At 44.2% G+C, this 22,543-nt stretch carries 18 protein-coding genes; 7 read left to right on the top strand and 11 right to left on the bottom strand.

Annotated features, from left to right (window positions below):
• Nucleotides 1-8: 8 nt before the first annotated feature.
• Complete coding sequence (locus tag L0J61_RS01575) at nt 9-494, bottom strand: glutathione peroxidase (protein WP_301464565.1); 486 nt, start codon at nt 492-494, stop codon at nt 9-11.
• 321 nt (nt 495-815) lie between these two features.
• Complete coding sequence (gene msrB / locus L0J61_RS01570) at nt 816-1,241, bottom strand: peptide-methionine (R)-S-oxide reductase MsrB (protein WP_301464564.1); 426 nt, start codon at nt 1,239-1,241, stop codon at nt 816-818.
• A gap of 519 nt (nt 1,242-1,760) precedes the next feature.
• Here msrB and L0J61_RS01565 point away from each other — a divergent pair.
• A complete protein-coding gene (locus L0J61_RS01565) occupies nt 1,761-3,392 on the top strand; it encodes an aminotransferase class I/II-fold pyridoxal phosphate-dependent enzyme (protein ID WP_301464563.1) in 1,632 nt (543 codons plus the stop codon).
• A 196-nt stretch (nt 3,393-3,588) separates the two neighbouring features.
• Here the strand turns inward: L0J61_RS01565 and L0J61_RS01560 are convergent, their stop codons facing one another.
• Together L0J61_RS01560 and L0J61_RS01555 are read right to left on the bottom strand one after the other, a co-directional pair.
• Complete coding sequence (locus L0J61_RS01560; protein ID WP_301464562.1) at nt 3,589-5,196, bottom strand: inorganic phosphate transporter; 1,608 nt, start codon at nt 5,194-5,196, stop codon at nt 3,589-3,591.
• Nucleotides 5,197-5,671: 475 nt separating this feature from the next.
• On the bottom strand, nt 5,672-7,297 hold the full coding sequence (locus L0J61_RS01555; RefSeq protein ID WP_301464561.1) for an ATPase: 1,626 nt from the start codon (nt 7,295-7,297) through the stop codon (nt 5,672-5,674).
• 522 nt (nt 7,298-7,819) lie between these two features.
• On the opposite strand from L0J61_RS01555, the gene L0J61_RS01550 reads away from it, so the two are divergent.
• The 5 genes from L0J61_RS01550 to L0J61_RS01530 all read left to right on the top strand — a co-directional run bounded on the left by L0J61_RS01550 (nt 7,820) and on the right by L0J61_RS01530 (nt 13,976).
• Nucleotides 7,820-8,533 carry a hypothetical protein gene (locus L0J61_RS01550; protein ID WP_301464560.1) on the top strand — a complete coding sequence of 238 codons (714 nt, stop codon included), beginning with the start codon at nt 7,820-7,822 and terminating at the stop codon, nt 8,531-8,533.
• Between the two features lie 384 nt (nt 8,534-8,917).
• Nucleotides 8,918-9,793, top strand: a complete 876-nt coding sequence (ubiE, locus tag L0J61_RS01545; RefSeq protein WP_301464568.1) for a bifunctional demethylmenaquinone methyltransferase/2-methoxy-6-polyprenyl-1,4-benzoquinol methylase UbiE — start codon at nt 8,918-8,920, stop codon at nt 9,791-9,793.
• Nucleotides 9,794-9,909: 116 nt separating this feature from the next.
• Complete coding sequence (locus L0J61_RS01540; protein ID WP_301464559.1) at nt 9,910-10,614, top strand: SCP2 domain-containing protein; 705 nt, start codon at nt 9,910-9,912, stop codon at nt 10,612-10,614.
• 115 nt (nt 10,615-10,729) lie between these two features.
• The gene (locus L0J61_RS01535) at nt 10,730-12,388 is read left to right on the top strand and encodes an AarF/ABC1/UbiB kinase family protein (RefSeq protein WP_301464567.1); all 1,659 of its coding nucleotides are present in this window, start codon (nt 10,730-10,732) and stop codon (nt 12,386-12,388) included.
• Nucleotides 12,389-12,551: 163 nt separating this feature from the next.
• Nucleotides 12,552-13,976, top strand: a complete 1,425-nt coding sequence (locus tag L0J61_RS01530) for an FAD-binding oxidoreductase (RefSeq protein ID WP_301464558.1) — start codon at nt 12,552-12,554, stop codon at nt 13,974-13,976.
• Between the two features lie 166 nt (nt 13,977-14,142).
• On the opposite strand, the gene ruvB is transcribed toward L0J61_RS01530, so the two are convergent.
• From ruvB to L0J61_RS01505, 5 genes are all read right to left on the bottom strand, one after another.
• Nucleotides 14,143-15,123, bottom strand: a complete 981-nt coding sequence (ruvB, locus tag L0J61_RS01525; protein WP_301464566.1) for a Holliday junction branch migration DNA helicase RuvB — start codon at nt 15,121-15,123, stop codon at nt 14,143-14,145.
• A 214-nt stretch (nt 15,124-15,337) separates the two neighbouring features.
• Nucleotides 15,338-15,961 (bottom strand): Holliday junction branch migration protein RuvA, encoded by a 624-nt coding sequence (gene ruvA / locus L0J61_RS01520; protein ID WP_301464557.1) that lies wholly within the window; start codon nt 15,959-15,961, stop codon nt 15,338-15,340.
• A 177-nt stretch (nt 15,962-16,138) separates the two neighbouring features.
• Nucleotides 16,139-17,176: a class II fructose-bisphosphate aldolase gene (gene fba, locus L0J61_RS01515; RefSeq protein ID WP_301464556.1), complete on the bottom strand. Its 1,038-nt coding sequence runs from the start codon at nt 17,174-17,176 to the stop codon at nt 16,139-16,141.
• A gap of 486 nt (nt 17,177-17,662) precedes the next feature.
• A complete protein-coding gene (locus L0J61_RS01510) occupies nt 17,663-18,049 on the bottom strand; it encodes a hypothetical protein (RefSeq protein ID WP_301464555.1) in 387 nt (128 codons plus the stop codon).
• 273 nt (nt 18,050-18,322) lie between these two features.
• Complete coding sequence (locus L0J61_RS01505; RefSeq protein WP_301464554.1) at nt 18,323-19,525, bottom strand: phosphoglycerate kinase; 1,203 nt, start codon at nt 19,523-19,525, stop codon at nt 18,323-18,325.
• Between the two features lie 450 nt (nt 19,526-19,975).
• Here L0J61_RS01505 and L0J61_RS01500 point away from each other — a divergent pair, with 450 nt between their 5' ends.
• On the top strand, nt 19,976-20,305 hold the full coding sequence (locus L0J61_RS01500) for a TraR/DksA C4-type zinc finger protein (RefSeq protein WP_301464553.1): 330 nt from the start codon (nt 19,976-19,978) through the stop codon (nt 20,303-20,305).
• A 66-nt stretch (nt 20,306-20,371) separates the two neighbouring features.
• Here L0J61_RS01500 and L0J61_RS01495 read toward each other — a convergent pair whose 3' ends face one another.
• Nucleotides 20,372-21,037 carry a thiamine phosphate synthase gene (locus tag L0J61_RS01495; protein WP_301464552.1) on the bottom strand — a complete coding sequence of 222 codons (666 nt, stop codon included), beginning with the start codon at nt 21,035-21,037 and terminating at the stop codon, nt 20,372-20,374.
• A gap of 110 nt (nt 21,038-21,147) precedes the next feature.
• Nucleotides 21,148-22,170 (bottom strand): serine hydrolase, encoded by a 1,023-nt coding sequence (locus L0J61_RS01490; protein ID WP_301464551.1) that lies wholly within the window; start codon nt 22,168-22,170, stop codon nt 21,148-21,150.
• Nucleotides 22,171-22,543 lie beyond the last annotated feature (373 nt).

Raw genomic sequence — 22,543 nt, 5'->3', positions numbered from 1 at the left:
CCACCCCCTCAATCGCTAGCCAGCACACGCTCAATATCCTTTTTTATAGCATCTGGTTTGGTAGTCGGTGCATAGCGAGCGACGACTTGGCCACTCCTATCCAGTAAAAACTTAGTAAAGTTCCATTTGATACCATTAGTAAGTACACCACCCTTTTGCGCTTTTAGCCACGTATAAATTGGATGTGCACCTTCACCATTGACTTCAACCTTCGCCATCATAGGAAAGCTGACATCATAGTTTTTTTGACAAAATGCGCCAATCTCGTCATTGCTCCCTGGATCTTGACTGCCAAATTGATTACAAGGAAAGCCTATGACCACGAGGCCTTTATTTTTGTACTGTTGATACAATGCTTCTAAACCCTCGAACTGCGGAGTAAATCCACACTTACTGGCTGTATTGACGATTAATAATACCTGATCAGTGTAATCAGAAAATGCCTGTAATTCACCGTCCATACGCTCAGCAGTAAAGTCATAAACCGTGTTCATTATATACCCTCGAATAGGTGTGGCATTTGATAATAGCGTCAAACTCGTGGCTTGTGTTTAGAAGCCATGACTGATTGATCGATGCTAAGCACCTTATCGTTCTAGCCATATAAATCATTCTAGTCATATAAACAGTGCTGCTCTTAGTTTGAAGAGAAAGCATCAAGTACCTCCTCTTCATGATAGTCAGATATAGTCAGCCAACTGTAAAAGTGTTACTACGTTAACCTCGCTTGAAGTATTAGGTATACCTCTACGCTCAGTTGCCTTGTACTACTTTTATATGGAATCAACTATAGTATGACCACAATACCTTTCAGACTACTCGTCAGACTTGTCCAAATCGATAGCGACAGAGTTGATACAATAGCGCATACCTGTCGTCTCACGTGGTCCATCAGGGAATACATGACCCAGATGCGCATCGCAATTACTGCAGGTAACTTCGGTACGGCGCATGCCTAACGACTCGTCTAAGTGCTCATCAATGGCGCTATTATCGACACCTTGGTCGAAACTTGGCCAACCACAGCCTGCATCAAACTTATTATCAGCGTCGAACAGTTTCGCGCCACAACCTTTGCAGCGGTAAATACCTTTATCATCGACATCATTATAGACGCCTGTAAACGGACGCTCTGTGCCCTTCTCACGCATCACACGATATTCATCATCAGTTAAACGCACCTTCCAGTCATCTTCAGTCAGTTGACCAATCTCTTCTTTACTCAATTGATTATCTTGCATAATCCTTCCTTATCTATATTTGATGATGTATGGTTTGGTCTTCTGTGAGCACTTTATCACCGCAACGCTATCACAAGCACTGCAATAACTCTCAGGCACCCAAATACCATACCCCCTATCTCTTTATGTTCTATCGCATATTCAAGGTTTCTATTACAAAATTACTATCTTCGCTAGGGCATGTCTCCATTTTAAAAATAGTGATAAAAACCCTAAAGCCTATCGTTATTTTGAAAGTGTCGTTTAAATTGAAGAAACAGGCGACACATTATTGAAAACCAGCTTGGGAATGCTAATTCAACCATAATTGCAAGTTATACTTGCTTTATAAATTATTGATACTAAAAAAAACTTGCATCATAATTATTATTGCAATAATATCTTGCAATGACATTTGGTTTGTAACGACATTATTTTATAGGTAGTAAGTGCGCCAACGCAGAGCTGACACGCTGCATACTGATACTTTTTAGACACCAAGATACTTTTTAGACACCAATAATAAAGGCTTGAACAAATATGGCTGGCAATGAAAATAAAGGCACACAGGCTGAGCGATTGATACAGCTTCGTCGTGATAAAGGATTGACCGCCGAGCAGCTAGCACAACTGATGACAGAGGCTGGAGCAAAAGTTAGCCGCGGCGCTATCTCTAATTGGGAGCGGGGGACCAACGGCATTGTGTCGTCTAAGCTACCTACTTTGGCACGTATTTTAGGTTGCAGCGAAGGCTACCTACTACGCGGTGAACTACAAGCCGAAACGAATCGTGATAAAGAGTCGCAGCAAGACACTAAAGCTGTTGGTGCCAACAAAGAACAAGCAGACGCACCCAGTGCCGCAATAAGCTCAAATCAAAAAACCATATCTCCAACGCCAGATATAAACTCACAAAACAACGCTATGCGTGGTCACTCTATGAATCCTATTAAAAAATCCAAGAAGTTACAAAACGTCTGCTACGACATTCGTGGTCCTCTCCTGCAAACCGCAAATAAAATGGAAGCAGAAGGCAAACGTATATTAAAGCTCAACGTCGGCAACCCTGCTCCCTTTGGTCTAGAAGCACCACATGAGATTTTGCGTGATGTATCGACGAATCTGCCCGAAGCAACTGGGTATTCACACTCACAAGGAATTTTCTCTGCACGTAAAGCCATCTTGCAATATTACCAGTCCAAAGGGTTACTATCAGCAGTTGATGTACGTGACGTTTATCTTGGTAATGGTGTGTCTGAGATGATCGTGATGACCATGCAGGCTTTGATGAACGATGGTGATGAAGTGCTTATCCCCATGCCTGATTACCCACTTTGGACAGCTGCAACAAACCTAGCGGGTGGTACAGCCGTCCATTACCGTTGTAACGAAGAGGATAACTGGCACCCTGATATCGAAGATATCAAATCCAAAATCACCTCGAAAACCAAAGGCATCGTGGTTATTAACCCCAACAACCCAACGGGTGCGCTGTACAGCGATGAGCTGCTTTTACAGATTATTGATGTCGCAAAAGAGCATAACCTAACCATCATGGCAGATGAGATTTACGATCGGATTTTATACGATGGTCACGAGCACACACCGATGAGTACGTTGACCGAGGACGTGCTTATACTATCATATAATGGACTGTCTAAGTCTCACCGTATTGCTGGATTTCGTGCCGGCTGGATGATGGTGTCTGGTAAAAAGAATCACGCTACTGACTTTATCGAAGGCTTAGACCTGCTCGCTTCTATGCGCCTGTGTTCTAACGTACAAGGGCAATACGCCATCCAAACAGCGATGGGCGGTCATCAAAGCATGCAAGACCTAACATCAGATAAAGGGCGTCTGTACAAGCAACGTGAAATGGCTGTCTCACGCCTTAACGCAATCAAAGGTATCTCTTGTACCATGCCACAAGGTGCGTTTTATTGTTTTCCAAAGATGGATCCTGCCGTCTACCCCATCGAGGACGATATGGCCTTTATGATGGACTTACTGATTGAAGAAAACGTATTGATGGTACAAGGCACAGGGTTTAACTGGGACAAACCCGATCATTTCCGTTTGGTATTCCTACCCAACTTACACGACTTAGAAAATGCAATGGATTGCTTAGACCGCTTCTTTGCTAAAAAGCGTCAACAGTTTGGTACGGATTAGAGTCTGTCATCATTTAGATGGCTGTGCTTAAAATGAGAAAACTGCGTAAAAAAATGCTTATCGGCATCACGCCAATAAGCATTTTTTATTGTCTGGCATTAACCAGATGTTTATCCAACTGATCTATCTCCAACTAATTTATCTCTAGCTAAAAACTAAATGACGACCGACAACCAGTTTTTGATTTAGGCCTGAATTAGAAGACGTGTTTCAAGATATTGTAGCTAATCGCAGACATAATGCCAGCCGCTGGTAACGTAACAACCCATGCCAAACCAATAGGTTTCATCAATGCCCAGTTGGTGTCACGGTTAACCATACCGATGCCAAGCACTGCGCCAACAAGCGTATGCGTACTCGATACTGGCAAGCCCATCGTCGATGCCCCCATGACCACTGCCGCAGCCGCTAATTCAGCCGAAAAACCAGAAGCAGGATGCATTTTTGCCAAGTTTGTACCGACTGTTTGAATGACTTCTTTACCGATAAACCAAAGTCCAACAATCAGCGAAACACCAAAGGTTAACATGACCGCTGGTGGCACAGCAGCTTGGGCAGCAACTTCATTGGTACGGATCACATCCATGATTGCCGCAAAGGGTCCGACAGCATTAGCAATATCGTTCGAGCCATGACTAAAGGCAAAAGCTGATGCCGTAAAGACTTGCATCCAGCTAAACATGATAAAGGTGGCCTTGGTTAGGTCTTCTTTATGCTTACCACGGATACTTTTTGTATAGATAAAGGTCGCTAGCCACACTAGCGCCGATATCATGCCCATAATCAAAAAGCCTTGCAGCGTGGTGATCGTACTGTTTACGTTTTTGAGACCTTTAAACACGACCAATGAAGTCATGACTGCCCCACCTAAGGCAGCGATGATGGGTACCCATTGTTTTAGCGCTTTTAGGGTATCAAGGTTGCTACGCTCATGTTCGATCTCATAGAGCTCTTTGTAGTAGTCGGTTTCTAAGTCTTCAGTGACACAGTCGTCATCTTTATAGATTTCCTGATCTCGTAACATTGCAGAGGTATACGCCAACTGCTGAGACTCTGTCAAACTGTCTAAATACTCTCGGTGCAAAACTTTTAAGTGCTTTTTATTGGCTTTTAACTCAACGATATGGGCTTCTGTTTGATCATTATATGCAATGATATTTTTCTTGATTTGACCGTAAAGCATATAAGCCAGTACGCCGCCCAATACTGGCGACAAAACCCAAGAGATGGCGATAGTACCAACCGTACTCCAATCGACGGTAGAAAGTGCTGTCGCGCTACCACCCAAATCAAAACCCAATACGATAGAACTACCTACCACACCACCGATGATTGAGTGAGTGGTCGAGACTGGCAGACCTCTGCGAGTGGCAAACAGCAACCAGAATGCAGCGGCAATCAGCGCTGACAGCATGACATAAATAAACTGGTTGGCAGTTACCGTGAGACCATCTAAATCGACGATGCCTTTACGAATGGTATCCGTCACCTCACCACCTGCCAGTACTGCTCCTGACACTTCAAAAACTGCCGCTACCCCAAGTGCTTGCGGGATGGTCAATGTGCCTGCACCCACAGAGGTACCAAAAGAGTTGGCCACATCGTTACCACCGATGTTGAACGCCATAAATACACCAAAAGCAGTTGCTACGATAAATAGCGTCATCTGTTGATGCATCGTGTAATCTAAGCCCCACCATAAAAAGTAGGCGGTCATTGCAATCAGTAAAATGGCAAAAAATAGATTGATTCTCATGGAGCCAACTGGTTTGGTTGACCCTGTAGAACTGCTGCTAATACCCATACGTTGATACGTCCTGCGTAGGCTGATTCAAATTAAAATCGATTAAAAGCGTTGCGCTATTATCACGATGTTCGTTTCATAATCTGACATATTGAAAATATCACAAAGCCGCAAGATATTGCCAAATCTTCTGATTACAGCATCTTGCGGCTTAGCGATTGTGCAATAACACTCTTGCACTGGTACTCTATTGAACCTCAGTAGCTTTTAACTACTAATAAAGCCACTACTATCAAAGCGATAGCGTTCAATGTAAAAATGAAGGTGCATCTTACCCTGCTTACTGCCCACTTTAAATACGTAGACCTAAATTCACGCGCATATTATATTAAAAATCAGCACACAATGCATGCTGATATGGCAAATTTTTTACTCTAAAACTTATATTCTAAGACAATTAAAAATATCCAAAAAATGCCACGTTACGTGTGGCGGCAAAACAGCTCGTTGTTTTTTTATAGTGGGCTATTATCACCTAGCTATCAACCACCGATATGAGTTGCTCAATCGCATGATCTAACACATCCAAACGTGCCTGCCGCTTTTCATTGGTCGCTATGACGCACCATGGGGCATCCTTAGTATCGGTACGTGCCAGCATGTCAGCAGCCGCCTGGACATAGTCTGACCACTTATCATGGTTGCGCCAATCGTCATCAGTAAGTTTGAACCGTTTATGCGGTGTTTCTTGACGATCTTCAAAACGCTTCAGCTGCTCTTTTTTATCGATAACCAGCCAATACTTAATGACTAGAGTACCTGCTGCTGCTAAGTCTGCCTCAAACCGATTGATTTCGTCATACGCACGCTGCCACTCAATATCAGCAGCAAACCCTTCCACACGCTCGACCAATACGCGCCCGTACCAAGTACGATCAAAAATAGCAATACGACTGATACGATCCGTTTGCTCATCTGGTAGCTGTGTCCAAAAACGCCACAGATAAGGGTGCTCTAACTCGTAGAGCATTGGTGCACCGATATTGTATATCTGATACTCACGTGGATCGAGCGGCGCTACCAATCGTTTGATCGCACCACCCTTACCTGCTGCATCCATACCTTCAAAAGCAAAAACGATATGCCGACCCTTACGAGCGCGGAGTAACTCGGCAAGACGTGCTTGTTTTTCTGCCAATGCTTCTCGATAGTCAGACTTATCGATATCTAAATCGTCGATATCTTTTAGCTGTTTAGGAATTTTTACCGGCTCAAATACTGCTAACTTCTCAGACTGATCATTAACCGTCTCGCTAGCTTCTTTTTTACTGCTAGCAAGCGAATACTGCATGGCATTTAGCACCTCATGACAAAAGTGATTGGCAGCCTCTGATTTATCATCCCCATCGATGACGAGCCAGTCACCTTGCTGTCGAAGCAGAGCGGTCGCAACTTCGTTGAACGTTTCGATGGTTTTTTTATCATGCCAATCAATTTGATACAAAAACTGTGGATCAACCGTCTCATCCTCTAGCCTCTCTTGTAAGGTATCAACATCGACATGAAACCAGCACTTAAGCAACTTGGTTTGATTGGCAACCAAATCCTGCTCAAACTGCTTTAAGTTGATAAGTTGTTGCTGCAAGTACGCCTGCCATTTGGCAATCGGTAATTGTTTATCTTTTGACTGTTTGCCATCTTTTTCGTGTTCAGACGTGGCCATGCGCATGACGTTATATAGTAAATCGGCGTACCAGTTACCAAAATACACTTTGACATCACCATGGCGCGGTAGCACCTTAGTGTGTGCTTGCCAAATTGGTTGGTATGCCAATGGCCGATGACCGATAGTAGCTTCTACTTTGAGCAAACGAGGATCTACCCACTGTCGAAGTTGTTTAACCGCTGTCCCTTTCCCAGCTTGCTCCATGCCATTGACAAGCACCAAAATCCCAGTGGGTTGATTAGTAGTTGGCGGTGATTTTTGCCGTGTGGCTCGCAAGGCATATTGAGCCGTGACCAGTGCCAACCTAAGTGTGTCTTTGTCCATAGATATTTGACTGAGCGGATTGGGTGTCAAACGCTGATCGATGACTTGCTGACTGAACTGCGCACTTACCGCTTGTGGCTTGGGCTTTTTTTGACTTTTTTTATTTGACATGACAGTCCTCATTATCGTTCGTTGCACCACTCTCAAAAACTGGGCGTGTTGTCAATTAACACATTCAACCATTTTAAGCCTCACTATTTAAACGATGACAAACACTAGAATAGTAAGGAGAAAAATAGTCAGGAAAAAACAGTACAAATACTACCCTTTGTAAGCTAAGCGATTTTGACACAGCTAATCGTATTTTTAAGTTTGGTATTATATGGTCATTAAACGGTATGGCTATGGAACACACAAGTTATTTTAGCATTAACATCCGGCTTACTGGGGGAATGACCTTGCTATGTAACAGTTTGACATTTGTATTCTGTTTTGATTTCTTTTAAGGTGAGCAAAATCATGACAACTATATTAGAATGCCCTCAGTTAGTTAGCGTACTCGTAAAGCAACTGCATTGACTGACAAGACACCCCAGGCAACACACCTCGGGTAGGTCACCCTAAGCACTTTATCGCCAACTTAATAATATTAATTACCTTAATAACATTACTTACTATACAGGATTCATTACTATGGCAGCTTTAGCCGACCTGCAACAACATCTAAACCACTTTTGGTCACTGCTACACCATCATGATACGGCATTGGATGGCAAGCTTAAAGAGGTACAGTTGTGGCAACAAGCACGCCTTAAACACACCCATAAAGAGCTATTCGAACAACCGAAAAACCGCCTGATGGCAGACTACTTTCTGACACAACTATATGGTGGCGAAGAGTTTAAGCTGCTGGCCAAACAGTTAGAGCGCATTCTTCCTAAAGCACAAAAACTAGAACGCATGGCTAAAGAATCTGCTCTCCAAGCTGGTAGTATGGGTATCCATGCGGCTATTTTGGCGATTGAGTTAGATCTGCATTTGGCTCAATTTTTGGTCGCTGAAAACTTGTCAGTTAACGAAGATAATATGCTGGCTGCCTACCGTGCTGTCGACGAAGCAGACCAGCGTCGAATACAGATCCGCAATCTAAAAGAAGTCTGCTATCTTACGGATAAACACTTGAATTCATTTATGCTCAAAAAAGCATTTGCTTTGGCCAAAGGCACTGCCTATCGTTATAACTTCCAGCCGCTATACGACTTTATTGATACTGGTTTTAAAGCGATGAAGCCACTAAAAAGTGTGAGTCATTTTATCGAACCTTTTTGTGAGCGTGAGAAAGAGATTATTGATCAGGTTCATGCGAGCGATAATGACGGTAACCCAGTGGCATTTAATGTATCATAGATTAATATCTCAAGAAGATAACTGTATCTATAATAGCTATTACTTTGGATAACTAATAACAAACGACCATTAAGCGGTTGTTTGCCAAGCCAAATTTGTTATCACCAAGCATTTCTATCTTGCCCGGATAATCAATAGGACAATGCCATGACCAATAACTCAAATAATAATACTGACCTTGATAGCGCGGCCACTCATCATGTTGATTTGCAAGATAAGCTAATCAAAGACAGTATCAACACCAATCAAAGCATCACTGCGCAAGCACGTCAAAGCGCTGTACCTGACAGACCAATTCATATTGGCAGCAATAACAGCGACAACAGCGACTTTACTCAAGTCCAAGATTTACCAACCGGAACGCCGCAAGGCCAACAAACGACTATGCCAAATCATAATACCAGTAAAAACGACTTTAACAGTGCAGACGTCTCATCTGCAAATACACAGACCACCAAGCAAACACTATTCAATCAACGTGATGATATAAACAACCCTCATACAGCTGACACCGATGGTAATGAGCAAACGCACTTTGGGTACAAGACGGTTAATAAAGCAGAAAAACAAGCGCGCGTGGCCGATGTTTTCACCTCAGTTGCCAAAAAATATGACATCATGAACGACTTGATGTCTTTTGGTATTCATCGTCTATGGAAGCGTTATGCGATTAGCTTATCAGGCGTGCGAGCGGGTCAACACGTGCTTGATATCGCTGGTGGCACAGGAGATTTAGCCAAAGTATTTAGCCGTGAGGTTGGTAAGCAAGGTCATGTTGTGTTATCAGACATCAACGCTGCCATGTTGGAAGTCGGTCGTGAGCGTCTTATCAACGCTGGCTGTAATAATGTGGACTTTGTCTTAGCCAATGCAGAAACGCTAGCTCCTTTTGATGATGAAAGTTTTGACTTGATAACCATCAGCTTTGGTCTACGTAACGTGACTGACAAGGATGCTGCTTTAAAATCTATGTATCGCGTCCTCAAGCCAGGTGGTCGTTTATTGATTTTGGAGTTCTCAAAACCTGTATTTGAGCCACTGTCGAAGGCTTACGATTTGTATTCATTCACTGCGTTACCCGTGATGGGCAAGCTCATTGCCAATGATTCTGAGAGCTATCAGTATCTGGCAGAGTCGATTCGCATGCACCCTGATCAACAAACACTGAAGCAAATGATGCAACAAGCAGGCTTCGAAAACTGTGATTATCACAACTTGACTGCAGGTATTGTCGCTGTGCACCGTGGCTTTAAAGCGTAATATTGAGCCAAACGAAGCACATCTAGCGAATATCCAATAGTTGTAATATCACGATCCTTCATGAACTCTGCGCCTGTCATATATCATAGGCGCTCAACCAAATATGCGAGAGCTTTATGCTAACTGTCTTACTTTTGGCTGGTGCCGAGAAGCTGATTAACCTTGCCATTGCTAGTGACGAAATTACGAAAGCAGGTTTGGCACCGCTGGCTGGTAAAGTATTACGACTGGATATGGGTATGCCTGAGCTTCATTTGGACGTGCTTTTTACTCATGAACGATTACGTTTTGAGCCCGTTTCCATGGATAGCGTGTTTGAGTCCAACGGTCATATGGATGAACGCCAAAAAGCCAGTATGGAGCGTGCGCGTATCGGTCATAGTCGACCAGACTGTGTGATTACTGTGGACAATGCCGCACAACTGCTCAATCTCATGCGTGGCACTGAGGGCAACCTGCCTATCGCTGGTGATTACAAAGTGCTGATGCACCTCAAACAACTTGTATCAGGTTTTGACCCTGATGTTGCTGGACAGTTAGAGCCGTTCATTGGTAAGCCAATGGCCAGTCAACTGCACCTGCTCATATCGCAACTGAAAGGCAGCTGGCGTCACAGTGCCAAACGTGCGTTTGATGACGTCAGCGACTGGGCCAATGACGTGGCAGGCAATAGCACACCAGACCCCATCGAACTTGAAGAGGTTAACAACCTCAAACAACAGCTGCTAAAGCTGCGTGCTGATGTCGAGCGTGAAGAAGCCAAACTGGCCGCTATTAAAGAAGAACAAGTCCGTTTTATTAATAACTCGTTTCACCAATAGTTCTTGTCAGTGTTATAGCAGATACTGATAAACACTGACCAGTATGAATGATAGCCAAACACAGCTTGCGTTCTGCAGCTACCCGATTTACGAATTTTTAGAGTACCCATACCCCATGCTATTATCCCACCATGCCCGACTACGTGAGCTCTGGCGTATCGCCGCAATGTATCGCATTGATACCCACCTCCCCACCGAAGAAGTGCCACAATTGCAACCTTTGGCACGCTTAATTCGCACTCATTGGGCAGCTTGGGGCAAAGAGCATCAGCCAAATGCCATTAAGTATGCACTCGAAGATATGGGCACGCTATTTTTAAAGCTAGGTCAGCTGCTCTCGACACGTCGAGACTTGGTGCCGCCTGAGATCATCGAACAGCTGGTTCAGCTACAAGACAAAGTCAAACCTTTTGACGCTGATGTTGCCATCACTCAAATCCAAGATCGCAAACATGGTCTCAATCAGTCTATCGATGCACTGTTCGCTCGTTTTGACGTCAAACCGCTAGCGGCAGCCTCTATCGCTCAGGTACATACCGCCGCTATGCACGATGGTCGTGAAGTAGTGGTAAAAGTCGTTCGCCCTGATATTCGCGCGACGATCATTTCTGACTTTGAACTACTTCGCGAATTGGCAAGCTGGGCATCCGCGCGTATCGAAGCAGCACGTGCCATACATATCATAGATATCGTCGAAGACTATCGGCAAGTCATGCTCAATGAGTTAGATTTGACATTAGAGGCAGACAACACCACGCAAATGCGCAATAATTTTTTGGGCTCGGCACTGATATATGTGCCTGAAGTCTATGACGCAGCCAAAAATGTCATGGTGATGGAACGTATTCAAGGTGTTCCTATTTCACAAATAGAAGTTTTCGATCAGTTAGGCTATGACCGTGCCGCATTGGCAGAAAAGGGCTTAACCATATTTTTCACCCAAGTTTTTCGCGATAACTTCTTTCATGCCGATATGCACCCAGGCAATGTATTTGTAGAAACGCCGCCTGTTAAAACGCTAAGCGCAGATATGACGGCGGTTGATTTAGGTCATGAGCCGCGCTATATCGGGCTCGACTGTGCCATCATGGGAACGCTGTCGAAAGAAGATCAGCTCATTGTGGCACGGATGCTACTCGCGGTGATGAATAATAACTTCACAGCGATGGTTGATATAGTAAGCAGGGCTGGTTGGATACCACCGAATGCCGACAAGCATGCACTGATGCGTGATATGAAACGCACCGTCGGCCCAATGTTGCAAAAATCCATTAATGATATCGACTTTGCAGGCGTTTTAATGCAGATTTTGGATATCGCCCGCCGCCACCACATGAGCATTCCACCACAGTTGATGCTCTTGCTTAAAACCTTAGTACATGTAGAAGGACTGGGTCGTGAACTGTATCCTGATCTCGACATTTGGTCGCTTGCCAAGCCCATCCTCAGCAGTTGGATTAAAGAGCAGCTCGACCCGATGCGTAACTTACAACAGCTGCGTCAAGAGTTGCCAGAGATTTTATTATCGACCACTGATATTCCTAAGCTGCTGGATCAAGGCCTGCAAAGCCTCGCTTCACAAGGATCACGCCAAGACAGTCAGCTACGAGAGATACAGCAGATTCGTGCTGACATGCTCAATGACCGTCGCCGTGACTGGTTAGCTCTCACAGGTTTTGCTATTTTTATCGCGATTGGTACACAAGTAGGCTGGCTCGCCCCTATCTTTTATCTATTAGCTATATTAGCCGTTATTTGGCGTATTTTGTTATAATCATTCCACGATAAAGGTATTACCGCGTTAACCTCGTTTGAAGTATTAGAGATATATCTACACTCGTTTACCTCGTATTATTTTCAAATCGAGTCGACCGTGTAGCGTCAAAACATAACATCACAACATAGCGTTAAAGCAAAATTCTCTCTCGGAGTTGTTTATGCCAACCCTATCCCCTACACCAGCCTCTAGCTCAGAGACTAACGAGGCGGCCGACTACACACTTGCCATCGCTGCCTTGCAAGAACGCTTTGGCAAACAGCTCAGTACCAATGCTACTATACGTGAACAGCACGGCCATACCATGACTTGGCTGACCAATCAGCCGCCAGATGCAGTATTAACTGTGCAAGACAAACACGAGGTCGCTGCTGCTGTTGAAATCTGTAGTCAGTATCAGATGCCAGTGATTGCCTTCGGTATTGGCTCCTCTTTAGAAGGTCAGCTGAACGCGCCACATGGCGGTTTATGTATCGACATGCATGCCCTAGACTCCATCATACAAGTCAATAATGAAGATCTCACCGTTACTGTACAGCCTGGCGTGACACGCGAGCAATTGAATCATTATTTACGTGATACAGGGTTGTTCTTTCCCATAGATCCGGGTGCCAACGCCAGTATCGGTGGCATGGTCGCCACCCGCGCATCAGGCACTAATGCGGTACGCTATGGCACCATGAAAGATGTGGTACTTGCGCTTGAAGTGGTTACTGCTAGCGGAGAGATTGTCCGGACAGGGACACGTGCCAAAAAGTCGGCAGCAGGATATGACCTGACTCGCTTAATGATAGGCTCAGAGGGCACGCTTGGTATCGTCACAGAAGTCACGCTCAAACTGTTTGGTATTAGCGAATGCGTTGGTAGTGGTATTTGTCACTTCCCAACGATCGAGGACGCCTGCCAAGCAGTGATGTTAACCATTCAAATGTGCTTACCCATTGCACGTATTGAGCTGCTCGATGCCATGCAAATCAGAGCCTGCAATCAATATGCCAATCTCAATCTCACTGAGACACCTACCTTGTTTGTGGAGTTCCACGGCACTGATGCCAGCGTGGCGGAACAAGCGGACATATTTAGCGAAATCATCGAAGAATTCAACGGTCATGATTTTGCGTGGGATACCAACGAAACTGAGCGTAAACGTCTGTGGCAAGCCAGACACAACGCCTACCATGCCAGCTGTGCTCTACGCCCTGAAGCCAGTGCTTTATCAACAGATGCTTGCGTACCCATTTCACGGTTAGCAGAATGTGTTAGCGAAACGGCAAAAGATATCGAAGCAGCGGGCATGATAGCTCCTATCGTCGGACATGTGGGTGATGGTAATTTTCATGTGTTATTGTTAGTGGATACTAACAACCCAGAGGAACTTGCTGCCGCCGATGGCATCATCAGCCGTCTCGCAATACGTGCTATTGAAATGGATGGTACTTGTACAGGCGAGCATGGTATCGGTCAAGGTAAGAAAAAATATATGCAGCAGGAGCATGGCAATGCCTTGGGGCTGATGCAAGCCATCAAGTCGGCACTTGACCCGAAAAATATTTTAAACCCTGGGAAAATATGGCCTGCACTCTAAATCTTAATTATTAACAGTGCTTATTTTAAACCGCATTATTTTCAATGCCAACCACTTTATTACCACAAAAAAACTCAAACTAAAAAATGCGACTGCTTTTAATATCTTCATTAAAAGCAGTCGCATTTTTTAGTGCATTACTGGGTACAGAAAGCGAGATGAATAGTTATAACATCTGGTCAATCGCCATTTGTGTCAATACTCGTCCACGAGCGGTACGCAATACATAGCCTTGCTGTATCAAATACGGTTCAATCACGTCTTCTAGCGTGCCACGATCTTCAGCCATTGCTGCTGCTACGGCTTCAACGCCTGCAGGTCCACCATCAAAACGCTCTTGCAATATTTCAATATAACGTCTATCCAAATGATCTAAACCACGTCTATCCACTGCCAGCATATCCAGTGCACTACCTGCGATCGAACCGTTGATACTACCGTCACCTTTGACTTCAGCATAGTCACGCACACGGCGCAACAATCGATTGGCAATCCTTGGCGTACCACGCGCACGGCGCGCAATCTCTACTGCACCATCTTCACTCATCGGTAAGCGCATCAATCGCGCTGCACGAGTGACAATCGTGGTCAAATCAGTGATATTATAAAACTCAAGACGTTGCACGATACCAAAACGATCCCGTAATGGTGAGGTCAAGAGCCCTGCCCGAGTGGTTGCTGCAACCAATGTAAATGGCGGCAAGTCAAGCTTGATAGATCGCGCAGCAGGCCCTTCACCAATCATGATATCCAACTGAAAATCTTCCATCGCTGGATACAGTATCTCTTCGATAACCGAGCTCAACCGATGGATCTCATCGATAAAGAGTACATCACCCTCCTCTAGATTGGTCAGCATCGCTGCTAAATCTCCAGGGCGCTCAAGGACAGGCCCTGATGTCGAGCGCAGATTACCGCCCATTTCACGAGCAATAATATTAGCAAGCGTCGTTTTACCCAAACCCGGTGGACCAAAGATGAGTGTGTGATCTAATGCTTCCGCACGACCACGTGCTGCACCGATAAACACTTCCATCTGCTCACGCACGACCGGCTGACCAATGTACTCAGCCAACAATGCTGGGCGAATATTGGAATCAGGTGCATCACCTGCACCCTCTAGCGGATTAATTAAACGATCTTGCATCATAGGCTCTATCATTATATTGAAATATTAGGGGCTGTAGTAGATGATCACTAACATAACCAAACGCTACTTATAAGTCATACAAAACATCATAAAGTACAAAGCAGATAAAGCACAGTCTAAAATAAAAATAAGCGACACCTTATGTCGCTTATTTGATGTCGCTTATTTGCTTATCCTCACTGGTGGCTCTCAGCAAGTACCCAAGCTTAATCTACTTAAAGCCTGATAGCTGCTGCAATGTTGCCTTCAACAAACCTTGGGTATCAGCAAAACTATCGCCACTGCTTTGAGCAGCCTTAATGGCTTGCTGTGCTTCTTTTTCCTTGTATCCTAGGCTAATCAGCGCACCTTCAACTTCAGCGATAATACTACCTCCATTAGCCCCCGCATCTGGTTCAGCAATCAGTGCTGCGGAGTCTGGATCAACTTCGATATCTTTCAGCTTGTCTTTTAACTCAATCAATAAACGTTGTGCCGTTTTTTTACCGATGCCCGGAATACGAGTCAAAGCACTCTCTGACTCCTGCTCAACATGCATTTTGAGCTCAGACGCCGACATTGCAGACAACATAGCCAGTGCCATTTTCGCACCAACACCATTGATTTTAATCAGCTGTCGAAATACTTCTCGCTCTTTTCTATCAATGAAACCATAGAGCAGTTGCGCATCTTCACGCACATGAAAGTGTGTCCAGATTCTCGCTTGCTGGTCCAGCTGTAGCTGACAAAATGATGGCAATGGGAGCTCAATATCATAGCCCACACCTGATGCTGTCAAAATACAAGCAGTCGGCGCCATCAGATACGTTACTTGCCCCGTGATCAATCCGATCATAGTCCATCACCTGTCATCAATATAAAATAAACCATTCTATGACACACCCTCTTTTTCAAAATGAGGACATACCCTAGAATGAGTAGCCGAAAATAAGCGGCACAAAAAAGCAACGTCTGTCTGCTTATCGATAATAAACGCACTTTTGAAACACAATCAATGTTTTAACAGCAGTGCTTAATTATAAAAGTCCACCATGCCTTCAAGGCTAATTGGGCGGATTTTGTGTGCTTGACCAGCAGAGCCAAAAGCCTCAAAGCGATTAGTACAGATATCAGACATCGCTACCATTGACGCCTTGAAATACTTACGAGGATCAAACTCGCTTGGGTTCTGTGCCAAGAATTCACGGATGGCGCCTGTTGACGCCAAACGCAAGTCCGTATCGATATTCACCTTACGTACCCCATGTTTGATAGCTTCAACAATCTGCTCAACGGGTACACCATAAGTCTCACTGATATCACCGCCATTGTCATTGATAACTTTAAGCCACTCTTGAGGTACAGATGATGACCCATGCATGACAAGATGAGTATTCGGAATACGCGCATGAATCTCTTTAACACGCTCGATAGAAAGTATGTCACCCGTTGGTGGACGGGTAAACTTATAAGCGCCATGACTGGTGCCAATGGCAATGGCCAGCGCGTCAACACTGGTATCTTTAACGAATGCTTCGGCTTCATCAGCACTGGTCAAAAGCTGTTCATGACCCAACACACCTTCTGCACCAGAGCCGTCCTCTTCACCTGCCATACCTGTTTCTAGGCTGCCTAAACATCCAATTTCACCTTCAACAGATACACCACACGCATGTGCCATTTTTACCACTTCTCGAGTCACACTAGCATTATAGTCATAATCCATTGGTGTTTTGCCATCTTCACCCAGTGAACCGTCCATCATCACTGACGAAAAACCCGACTGAATTGAACGTTGGCAAATAGCTGGTGACATACCATGATCTTGATGCATCACCACCGGAATATGAGGCCACTCTTCAATAGCAGCAATAATCAAATGGCGTAAGAATGCTGAACCTGCATATTTGCGAGCGCCAGCACTGGCTTGCACGATGACAGGTGAGTCACAAGCATCTGCCGCCATCATAATGGCACGCATCTGCTCTAAATTGTTGACGTTGAAAGCAGGGACGCCGTAGTTGTGTTCGGCTGCGTGATCTAGAAGCTGACGTAACGATATTAAAGCCATGAAATATTCTCTTATTGAATTTTTAAGCGTATGTGAAGTAGCTACTGAAGTACTAGCTCTTAGGATAATTCACCCAAACCTGTTCTGGCATAGGCTTCAAGGCCCTATAACCCAACATAAAGCCAATAGTGTTTGAGGACTATTACCACGCGCTGATTATAGCAAAAACTGCCTTGTCTTCGTAGCAGTTGCCCAATAATTTATAGAGATATCGGTGTTTATATTTTCGTCGACATGAGGTTGATGAGATAAATATAAGATGAATTGCGGAAATAACCTAAAGCGCGCCACCGTTTAGATGGTAGAGACCAGAGTTAAATAGTAGAGACTAAAGTGAGAAAAGTTGCCGACAACCATATTTTTGAGAGAAGTACGAGAATGCAAAAAGCCTTGGCAATCACCAAGGCTTTTTCAGCAAAATAAAGGCTTATAGAGTTACTGTCAAACTCACTCAGTAGCGTACCAATGAGTCAACTGCAACGTTGATTAGTACTGTTGCTCTGCTTCAACAGCAACTTCATCTGCGCCGTCAGCTACGTCGCCAGCACCGTCAGCAACCGCTGAAGCAGCACCTTCAACAGCTTCACTAGCAGTATCGGCGATAGCATCACCAGTGCTCTCTAAAGCATTAGTAGCGGCGTCACCGGCATTTTCAGCGCCTTCAGCAGCCTCAGCACCAGCATCTTGTGCAGCAGCTTCAGCGTCGCCAACAACAGCTTCAGTTTCAGCAGCGACTTCTTCAGCACTAGCAGCAATATCATCGCCAGCAGAATCAACAACAGCTTCAGCTTTCTCTTCAGTTTGTGGGCTACATGCAGTGATAGCAAAAGTACCAGCAACGATGCTAGCAAGTAACAAATGACGTTTTAACATAATAAACCTCTCGTAAAATTAAACATGCCAAAATATATGGTTGCACTATTTTATAGAGTACAAACGAGACATGAAATAATAATTTTCATTACATTGAATATATAGTTGCTTGATAATGAGCAACTTAAGCTAACGAACGACAGTTATTGATTTTCACAAATTGTCAGTAAGTGCAGAAAACGACAACTGTCATCATGATTGCACAGATTACCCTAGATGCTTTTCAAGAGCTGTATATCTAATGTTACTAATATATTGAGTATCGTTTATTACTTATGCTTCTATTTGTAGAGCAGCAACTGCTGGAAGTACTTTCCCTTCAACAAACTCCAAGAACGCACCACCGCCTGTTGACATATAGCTGACACCGTCAGCTACTTGATATTTATCGATTGCCGCTAGCGTATCACCGCCGCCGGCAATTGAAAAACCTTTACTGTCTTTTACAGCAGCGGCCAATATTTGGGTGCCTTGACCAAAGGAATCCACTTCAAAAACACCCACTGGTCCATTCCATAAGATGGTTTTCGCATTGACGATTGCATCAGCCAGCTGCTCAGCACTTTCTGGTGCAATATCTAATATCATATCATTGTCGCCAATGGCATCAACTGATTTAATCGTCGCTGTCGCTTGTTGCAATGAGCCCGTGAAATCAGCGAAATCAATATCGCCCTTATCAGCGACAACGACATATTCAGGCAATAAAATATCCGTTTTACTCATGATATCACGAGCCGTATATAGCAAATCTGCTTCATATAATGAAGCGCCTACACTATGACCTTGTGCCGCAAGGAAAGTGTTGGCAATACCACCACCAACGATGATTTGCGTACATACTTCTGCCAAGCTATGAAGCACTTCAAGCTTGGTCGATACCTTCGAACCACCAACGATGGCAATCATTGGCTGCGCTGGTGTTTCTAACGCTAAACTTAGCGCATCCAGCTCAGCTGCCAGTAAAGAACCTGCACATACTGTTTTTCCTGCCTGACGCATGGCCTGTGTTACACCTTCAGTTGATGCTTGTGCCCGATGCGCCGTACCAAAGGCATCCATTACGAAAACATCGCATAAATCAGCATATTTTTTTGCCAAATCTGCATTGTTTTTCTTTTCACCTTCATTGAAGCGCACGTTTTCTAACAAAACTACCTCGCCAGATTTGATGGATACGCCATCCGTAAGATAGTCATCGTTTAAGCTGACAGGCGCTGCCAATTTATCGCTCAAATAGTCCGCGACAGGCGCTAAGGAATATATCGACTCAGGACTGCCTTCAACTGGACGACCCAAATGTGAACAAACAATAACCGCAGCACCTTTTTCGAGTGCTGTATTAATGGTAGGAAGACTGGCTTGCAGGCGTGCATCGCTGGTAACTTTACCGTCTTTAATAGGCACATTCAAATCTTCTCGAATCAACACAATTTTGTCCGTTAAGTCCATTTCACTCATACGCAAAAAATTCATTACCTGCTCCTATGGCATTATTTATAGATAATTACATTTGGTGGCTTAATCAGCACTACTGAATGTTACTGATTAAATGTCTAAAACAGCTGCTTTGGTGAATACCTTATAGCACTGGGTCAGCAAAAACTGAATGCTCTATATTCTATCAGCTTTCTAATAAGTTCTGATAAAGAACCTGGCCTTTAATCCTATAAAACAAGGTTAAATTCCACTAACCCTTTAATCTATCTATAAATATGTCAACAAAGAGCAGTAACATTTCGTGGTGGTACTTAACGATTGGACTAATATATGATGGCAGTATGCACTGCGCTAAATACACATCTCATATTACTTAGACAGCTATGTTGCTTAAATAATATGTTGCTTAAATAAAAAGTAATCGAAGGTGCAGTGCCTGCTAATAACAATTAAAGTGAAATAATAAAAACCACTTAGGAGACAACAATGAGTATTGACCCAACCGCTGCCAAACAAAATCTACTAAAACTAAAAGCAGAATACGAAGAGCGAATCGATAAAATTGAAGACCATATCCAAAACCCTCAAGATGACCTCAATGAGCACTGGGATGATCAGGCCATCTCTTACCGTCAAAACGACATGCGCAAAAACCTATTAGGCGAAGCACGTCAAAGCTTAATCTACGTAGAGAATGCGCTAAGCCGTGTCGAAAACGAAACCTACGGTGAATGCGAAGTCTGCGCCGAACCAATCGAAGAAAAACGTTTAGAGGCTCTACCCTACGCGACATTGTGCATGGAGCACGCCGAATAAATAGTAGTTGCCTTTATCTCAGTACTGCTTTTTGGTACCGTAGATCGTACCAGCACACACCAGTCATCAAGCAGGCGCATTCCAATCTGACAGCGCCTGCTGCCACTGTTGGCAACGCTTGGCTATTTGATTTACAGGTAAGTCCATAATATCACCGACCACTGCCACGTACTTGATAGGTAGTCCTTTCAAGTTAGAAATGTTTTCTGCTGTTAGTCCACCGATTACGCATATATCTATGTCTTTCTGACAACCAGCTTCTAACTGCTGACGCGATATCGCCTCCGCTTTAGGTTTGGTAGTAGAGGCAAAGATCGCACCCATCGCAGCATAACTTGCCCCATCGCTTTTTGCTTTTTCAACCAAAGCCGCGCTACCGTGACACGTGCGACCCACAATTTGCGCTGACCCAAGAAACTGCCTAGCGTCGGTCGCACAGCCATCTTGTTGACCGAGATGAACACCAATACCAAGCTGTGTAGCCATGTCGACGTTGTCATTCATCACAATTGGAACATTGTGACTCTGCGCCAACTCAACGATTTCTCTCGCTTCCTCGAACAGTTGCGCTGACCCGTCAGGTAACGCCAAGATTTTTTTTCGGCGGATTTGTATCAAGCCAATCAGCCCTGTTGCTAGCGCAGTTTCGAGCTTTTGATACAGTAGTTCAAACTTATCATCGTTGGTAAGTAAATAAAGCTGCGGTGTGGTGGCTTTTGTCAAATAACTCATATACTGATTACCCTTAACGCTAACATAGGAATTGATAAAATAGCTGACATAAAAAAAGCCGTTATATAACATAACAGCTCTTTTTGCGACCTACTTCAGCGCCATCCATTTTATACGGTACGACGAGTTGCCAAACTGTTTAGAATGTTTTTAGCATCACCCCAACGAGTGGCTGAGCTATTCGCACCTAAAATGACAATAATGGCTGGACGGTTATTGACTCGGGTTTCCATGACGACGCAACGACCCGCTTCGTTAATGAAACCTGTTTTTGAAATACCAATTGGATAACCACCTGCACGAATCAAGCTACTGGTGTTGTTGGCTTTGTAGGTGCGATTACCACTTGAGTAGTTAGATACGTAAAAGTCGTAACTCTTGGTGGTAGAGAATCGGCGAATCACATCATAATTACCAGCCGCACGTACCATTTTAACCAAGTCAGTTGACGACGCAACGTTGCGCTTATCAAGACCGGTCGGATCACCAAAGAAGGCCGTGGTCATTCCCAAGTCTTGAGCCTTGCGATTCATCGCACGCATGAAAGCACTGTAGCCACCTGGGTAGTTGCGAGCCAAACTTTTCGCAGCTGGGTTTTCTGACTTCATGAGCGACATTAATAGCATTTCAGCGCGGTTCAAACGATCACCAGACTTTAGACGCGAGCTGGCACGCTTAGGACCGACAAAATCTTCTGGATCAAGTTTGAGCTCCTCACGCATATCAAGACCAGCATCCAAGACCACCATGGCCGTCATGATTTTAGTAATACTGGCCATCGGACGTGCAATATCCGCGTCTTTTTCGTAGATTGACTCTCCAGTTTCAGCATCGATAACGGCGACACTACGTGAGGCGGTGCTGATCGGTATCATGTCACTACTACCGAAGTCGCCACGATATGTCGTGTTGTAGCGATTGGTGTTGGTCATGTTAGTCGTACCAGAGCTGTCAGACTGGTACATAATATTGCGCGCTTCAGATAGATTGTCCACGCCGCCCCAGCCAATTCGGGCACTAGAACCACTGTCAGGGCTACCATTAATCGTAAGTGCGGCTTGTGCAACACTGCCCAAACCCAATGAAATCATAGCAGCGATCAATTGCTGTTTGGTTAACGGTAGTTGCTTCATTTTGTCTCCTGCTGTCGCCTATTACGCCGTAAATAGTTTCTGACGTCAAAAACGTAGATAAATGTGTTTGTAATTACTCGTATAGAGTTTTTGTATTTTTAGTGTAGCACGGTTTGCTTTCAATTTTAATGTATCAAACTGATTTAATGGCTCATTTTGGCTCCGTTCAATTTTTGCTACATCAAATTGATATTATAGAAACATTGATTCACATTTCAGCAATACACATTACTATCAAGCCCTACTTCTCTCTCTTTTCTATATACTAGCAGTGTTTTGTATATCCAAACACTAAAAAATGGCTTAGACTAATTTTTATTTGTCATTTAGTCTTAGTGATTTTTCTTACTAATGTAGTGACTTCTTTTATAGT

Origin of the sequence: Psychrobacter sp. (assembly GCF_030457785.1) — a bacterium.
Classification (GTDB): Bacteria; Pseudomonadota; Gammaproteobacteria; order Pseudomonadales; family Moraxellaceae; genus Psychrobacter.
This window is presented reverse-complemented; position numbering and strand designations above follow the sequence as displayed.

Excerpts from the sequence above, each read along its gene's own strand:
- L0J61_RS01575 (WP_301464565.1), bottom strand. The coding sequence starts at position 494 with ATGAACACGGTTTATGACTTTACTGCTGAGCGTATGGACGGTGAATTA.
- msrB (WP_301464564.1), bottom strand. The coding sequence starts at position 1,241 with ATGCAAGATAATCAATTGAGTAAAGAAGAGATTGGTCAACTGACTGAA.
- L0J61_RS01565 (WP_301464563.1), top strand. The coding sequence starts at position 1,761 with ATGGCTGGCAATGAAAATAAAGGCACACAGGCTGAGCGATTGATACAG.
- L0J61_RS01560 (WP_301464562.1), bottom strand. The coding sequence starts at position 5,196 with ATGGGTATTAGCAGCAGTTCTACAGGGTCAACCAAACCAGTTGGCTCC.
- L0J61_RS01555 (WP_301464561.1), bottom strand. The coding sequence starts at position 7,297 with ATGTCAAATAAAAAAAGTCAAAAAAAGCCCAAGCCACAAGCGGTAAGT.
- L0J61_RS01550 (WP_301464560.1), top strand. The coding sequence starts at position 7,820 with ATGGCAGCTTTAGCCGACCTGCAACAACATCTAAACCACTTTTGGTCA.
- ubiE (WP_301464568.1), top strand. The coding sequence starts at position 8,918 with ATGCCAAATCATAATACCAGTAAAAACGACTTTAACAGTGCAGACGTC.
- L0J61_RS01540 (WP_301464559.1), top strand. The coding sequence starts at position 9,910 with ATGCTAACTGTCTTACTTTTGGCTGGTGCCGAGAAGCTGATTAACCTT.
- L0J61_RS01535 (WP_301464567.1), top strand. The coding sequence starts at position 10,730 with ATGCTATTATCCCACCATGCCCGACTACGTGAGCTCTGGCGTATCGCC.
- L0J61_RS01530 (WP_301464558.1), top strand. The coding sequence starts at position 12,552 with ATGCCAACCCTATCCCCTACACCAGCCTCTAGCTCAGAGACTAACGAG.
- ruvB (WP_301464566.1), bottom strand. The coding sequence starts at position 15,123 with ATGCAAGATCGTTTAATTAATCCGCTAGAGGGTGCAGGTGATGCACCT.
- ruvA (WP_301464557.1), bottom strand. The coding sequence starts at position 15,961 with ATGATCGGATTGATCACGGGGCAAGTAACGTATCTGATGGCGCCGACT.
- fba (WP_301464556.1), bottom strand. The coding sequence starts at position 17,176 with ATGGCTTTAATATCGTTACGTCAGCTTCTAGATCACGCAGCCGAACAC.
- L0J61_RS01510 (WP_301464555.1), bottom strand. The coding sequence starts at position 18,049 with ATGTTAAAACGTCATTTGTTACTTGCTAGCATCGTTGCTGGTACTTTT.
- L0J61_RS01505 (WP_301464554.1), bottom strand. The coding sequence starts at position 19,525 with ATGAATTTTTTGCGTATGAGTGAAATGGACTTAACGGACAAAATTGTG.
- L0J61_RS01500 (WP_301464553.1), top strand. The coding sequence starts at position 19,976 with ATGAGTATTGACCCAACCGCTGCCAAACAAAATCTACTAAAACTAAAA.
- L0J61_RS01495 (WP_301464552.1), bottom strand. The coding sequence starts at position 21,037 with ATGAGTTATTTGACAAAAGCCACCACACCGCAGCTTTATTTACTTACC.
- L0J61_RS01490 (WP_301464551.1), bottom strand. The coding sequence starts at position 22,170 with ATGAAGCAACTACCGTTAACCAAACAGCAATTGATCGCTGCTATGATT.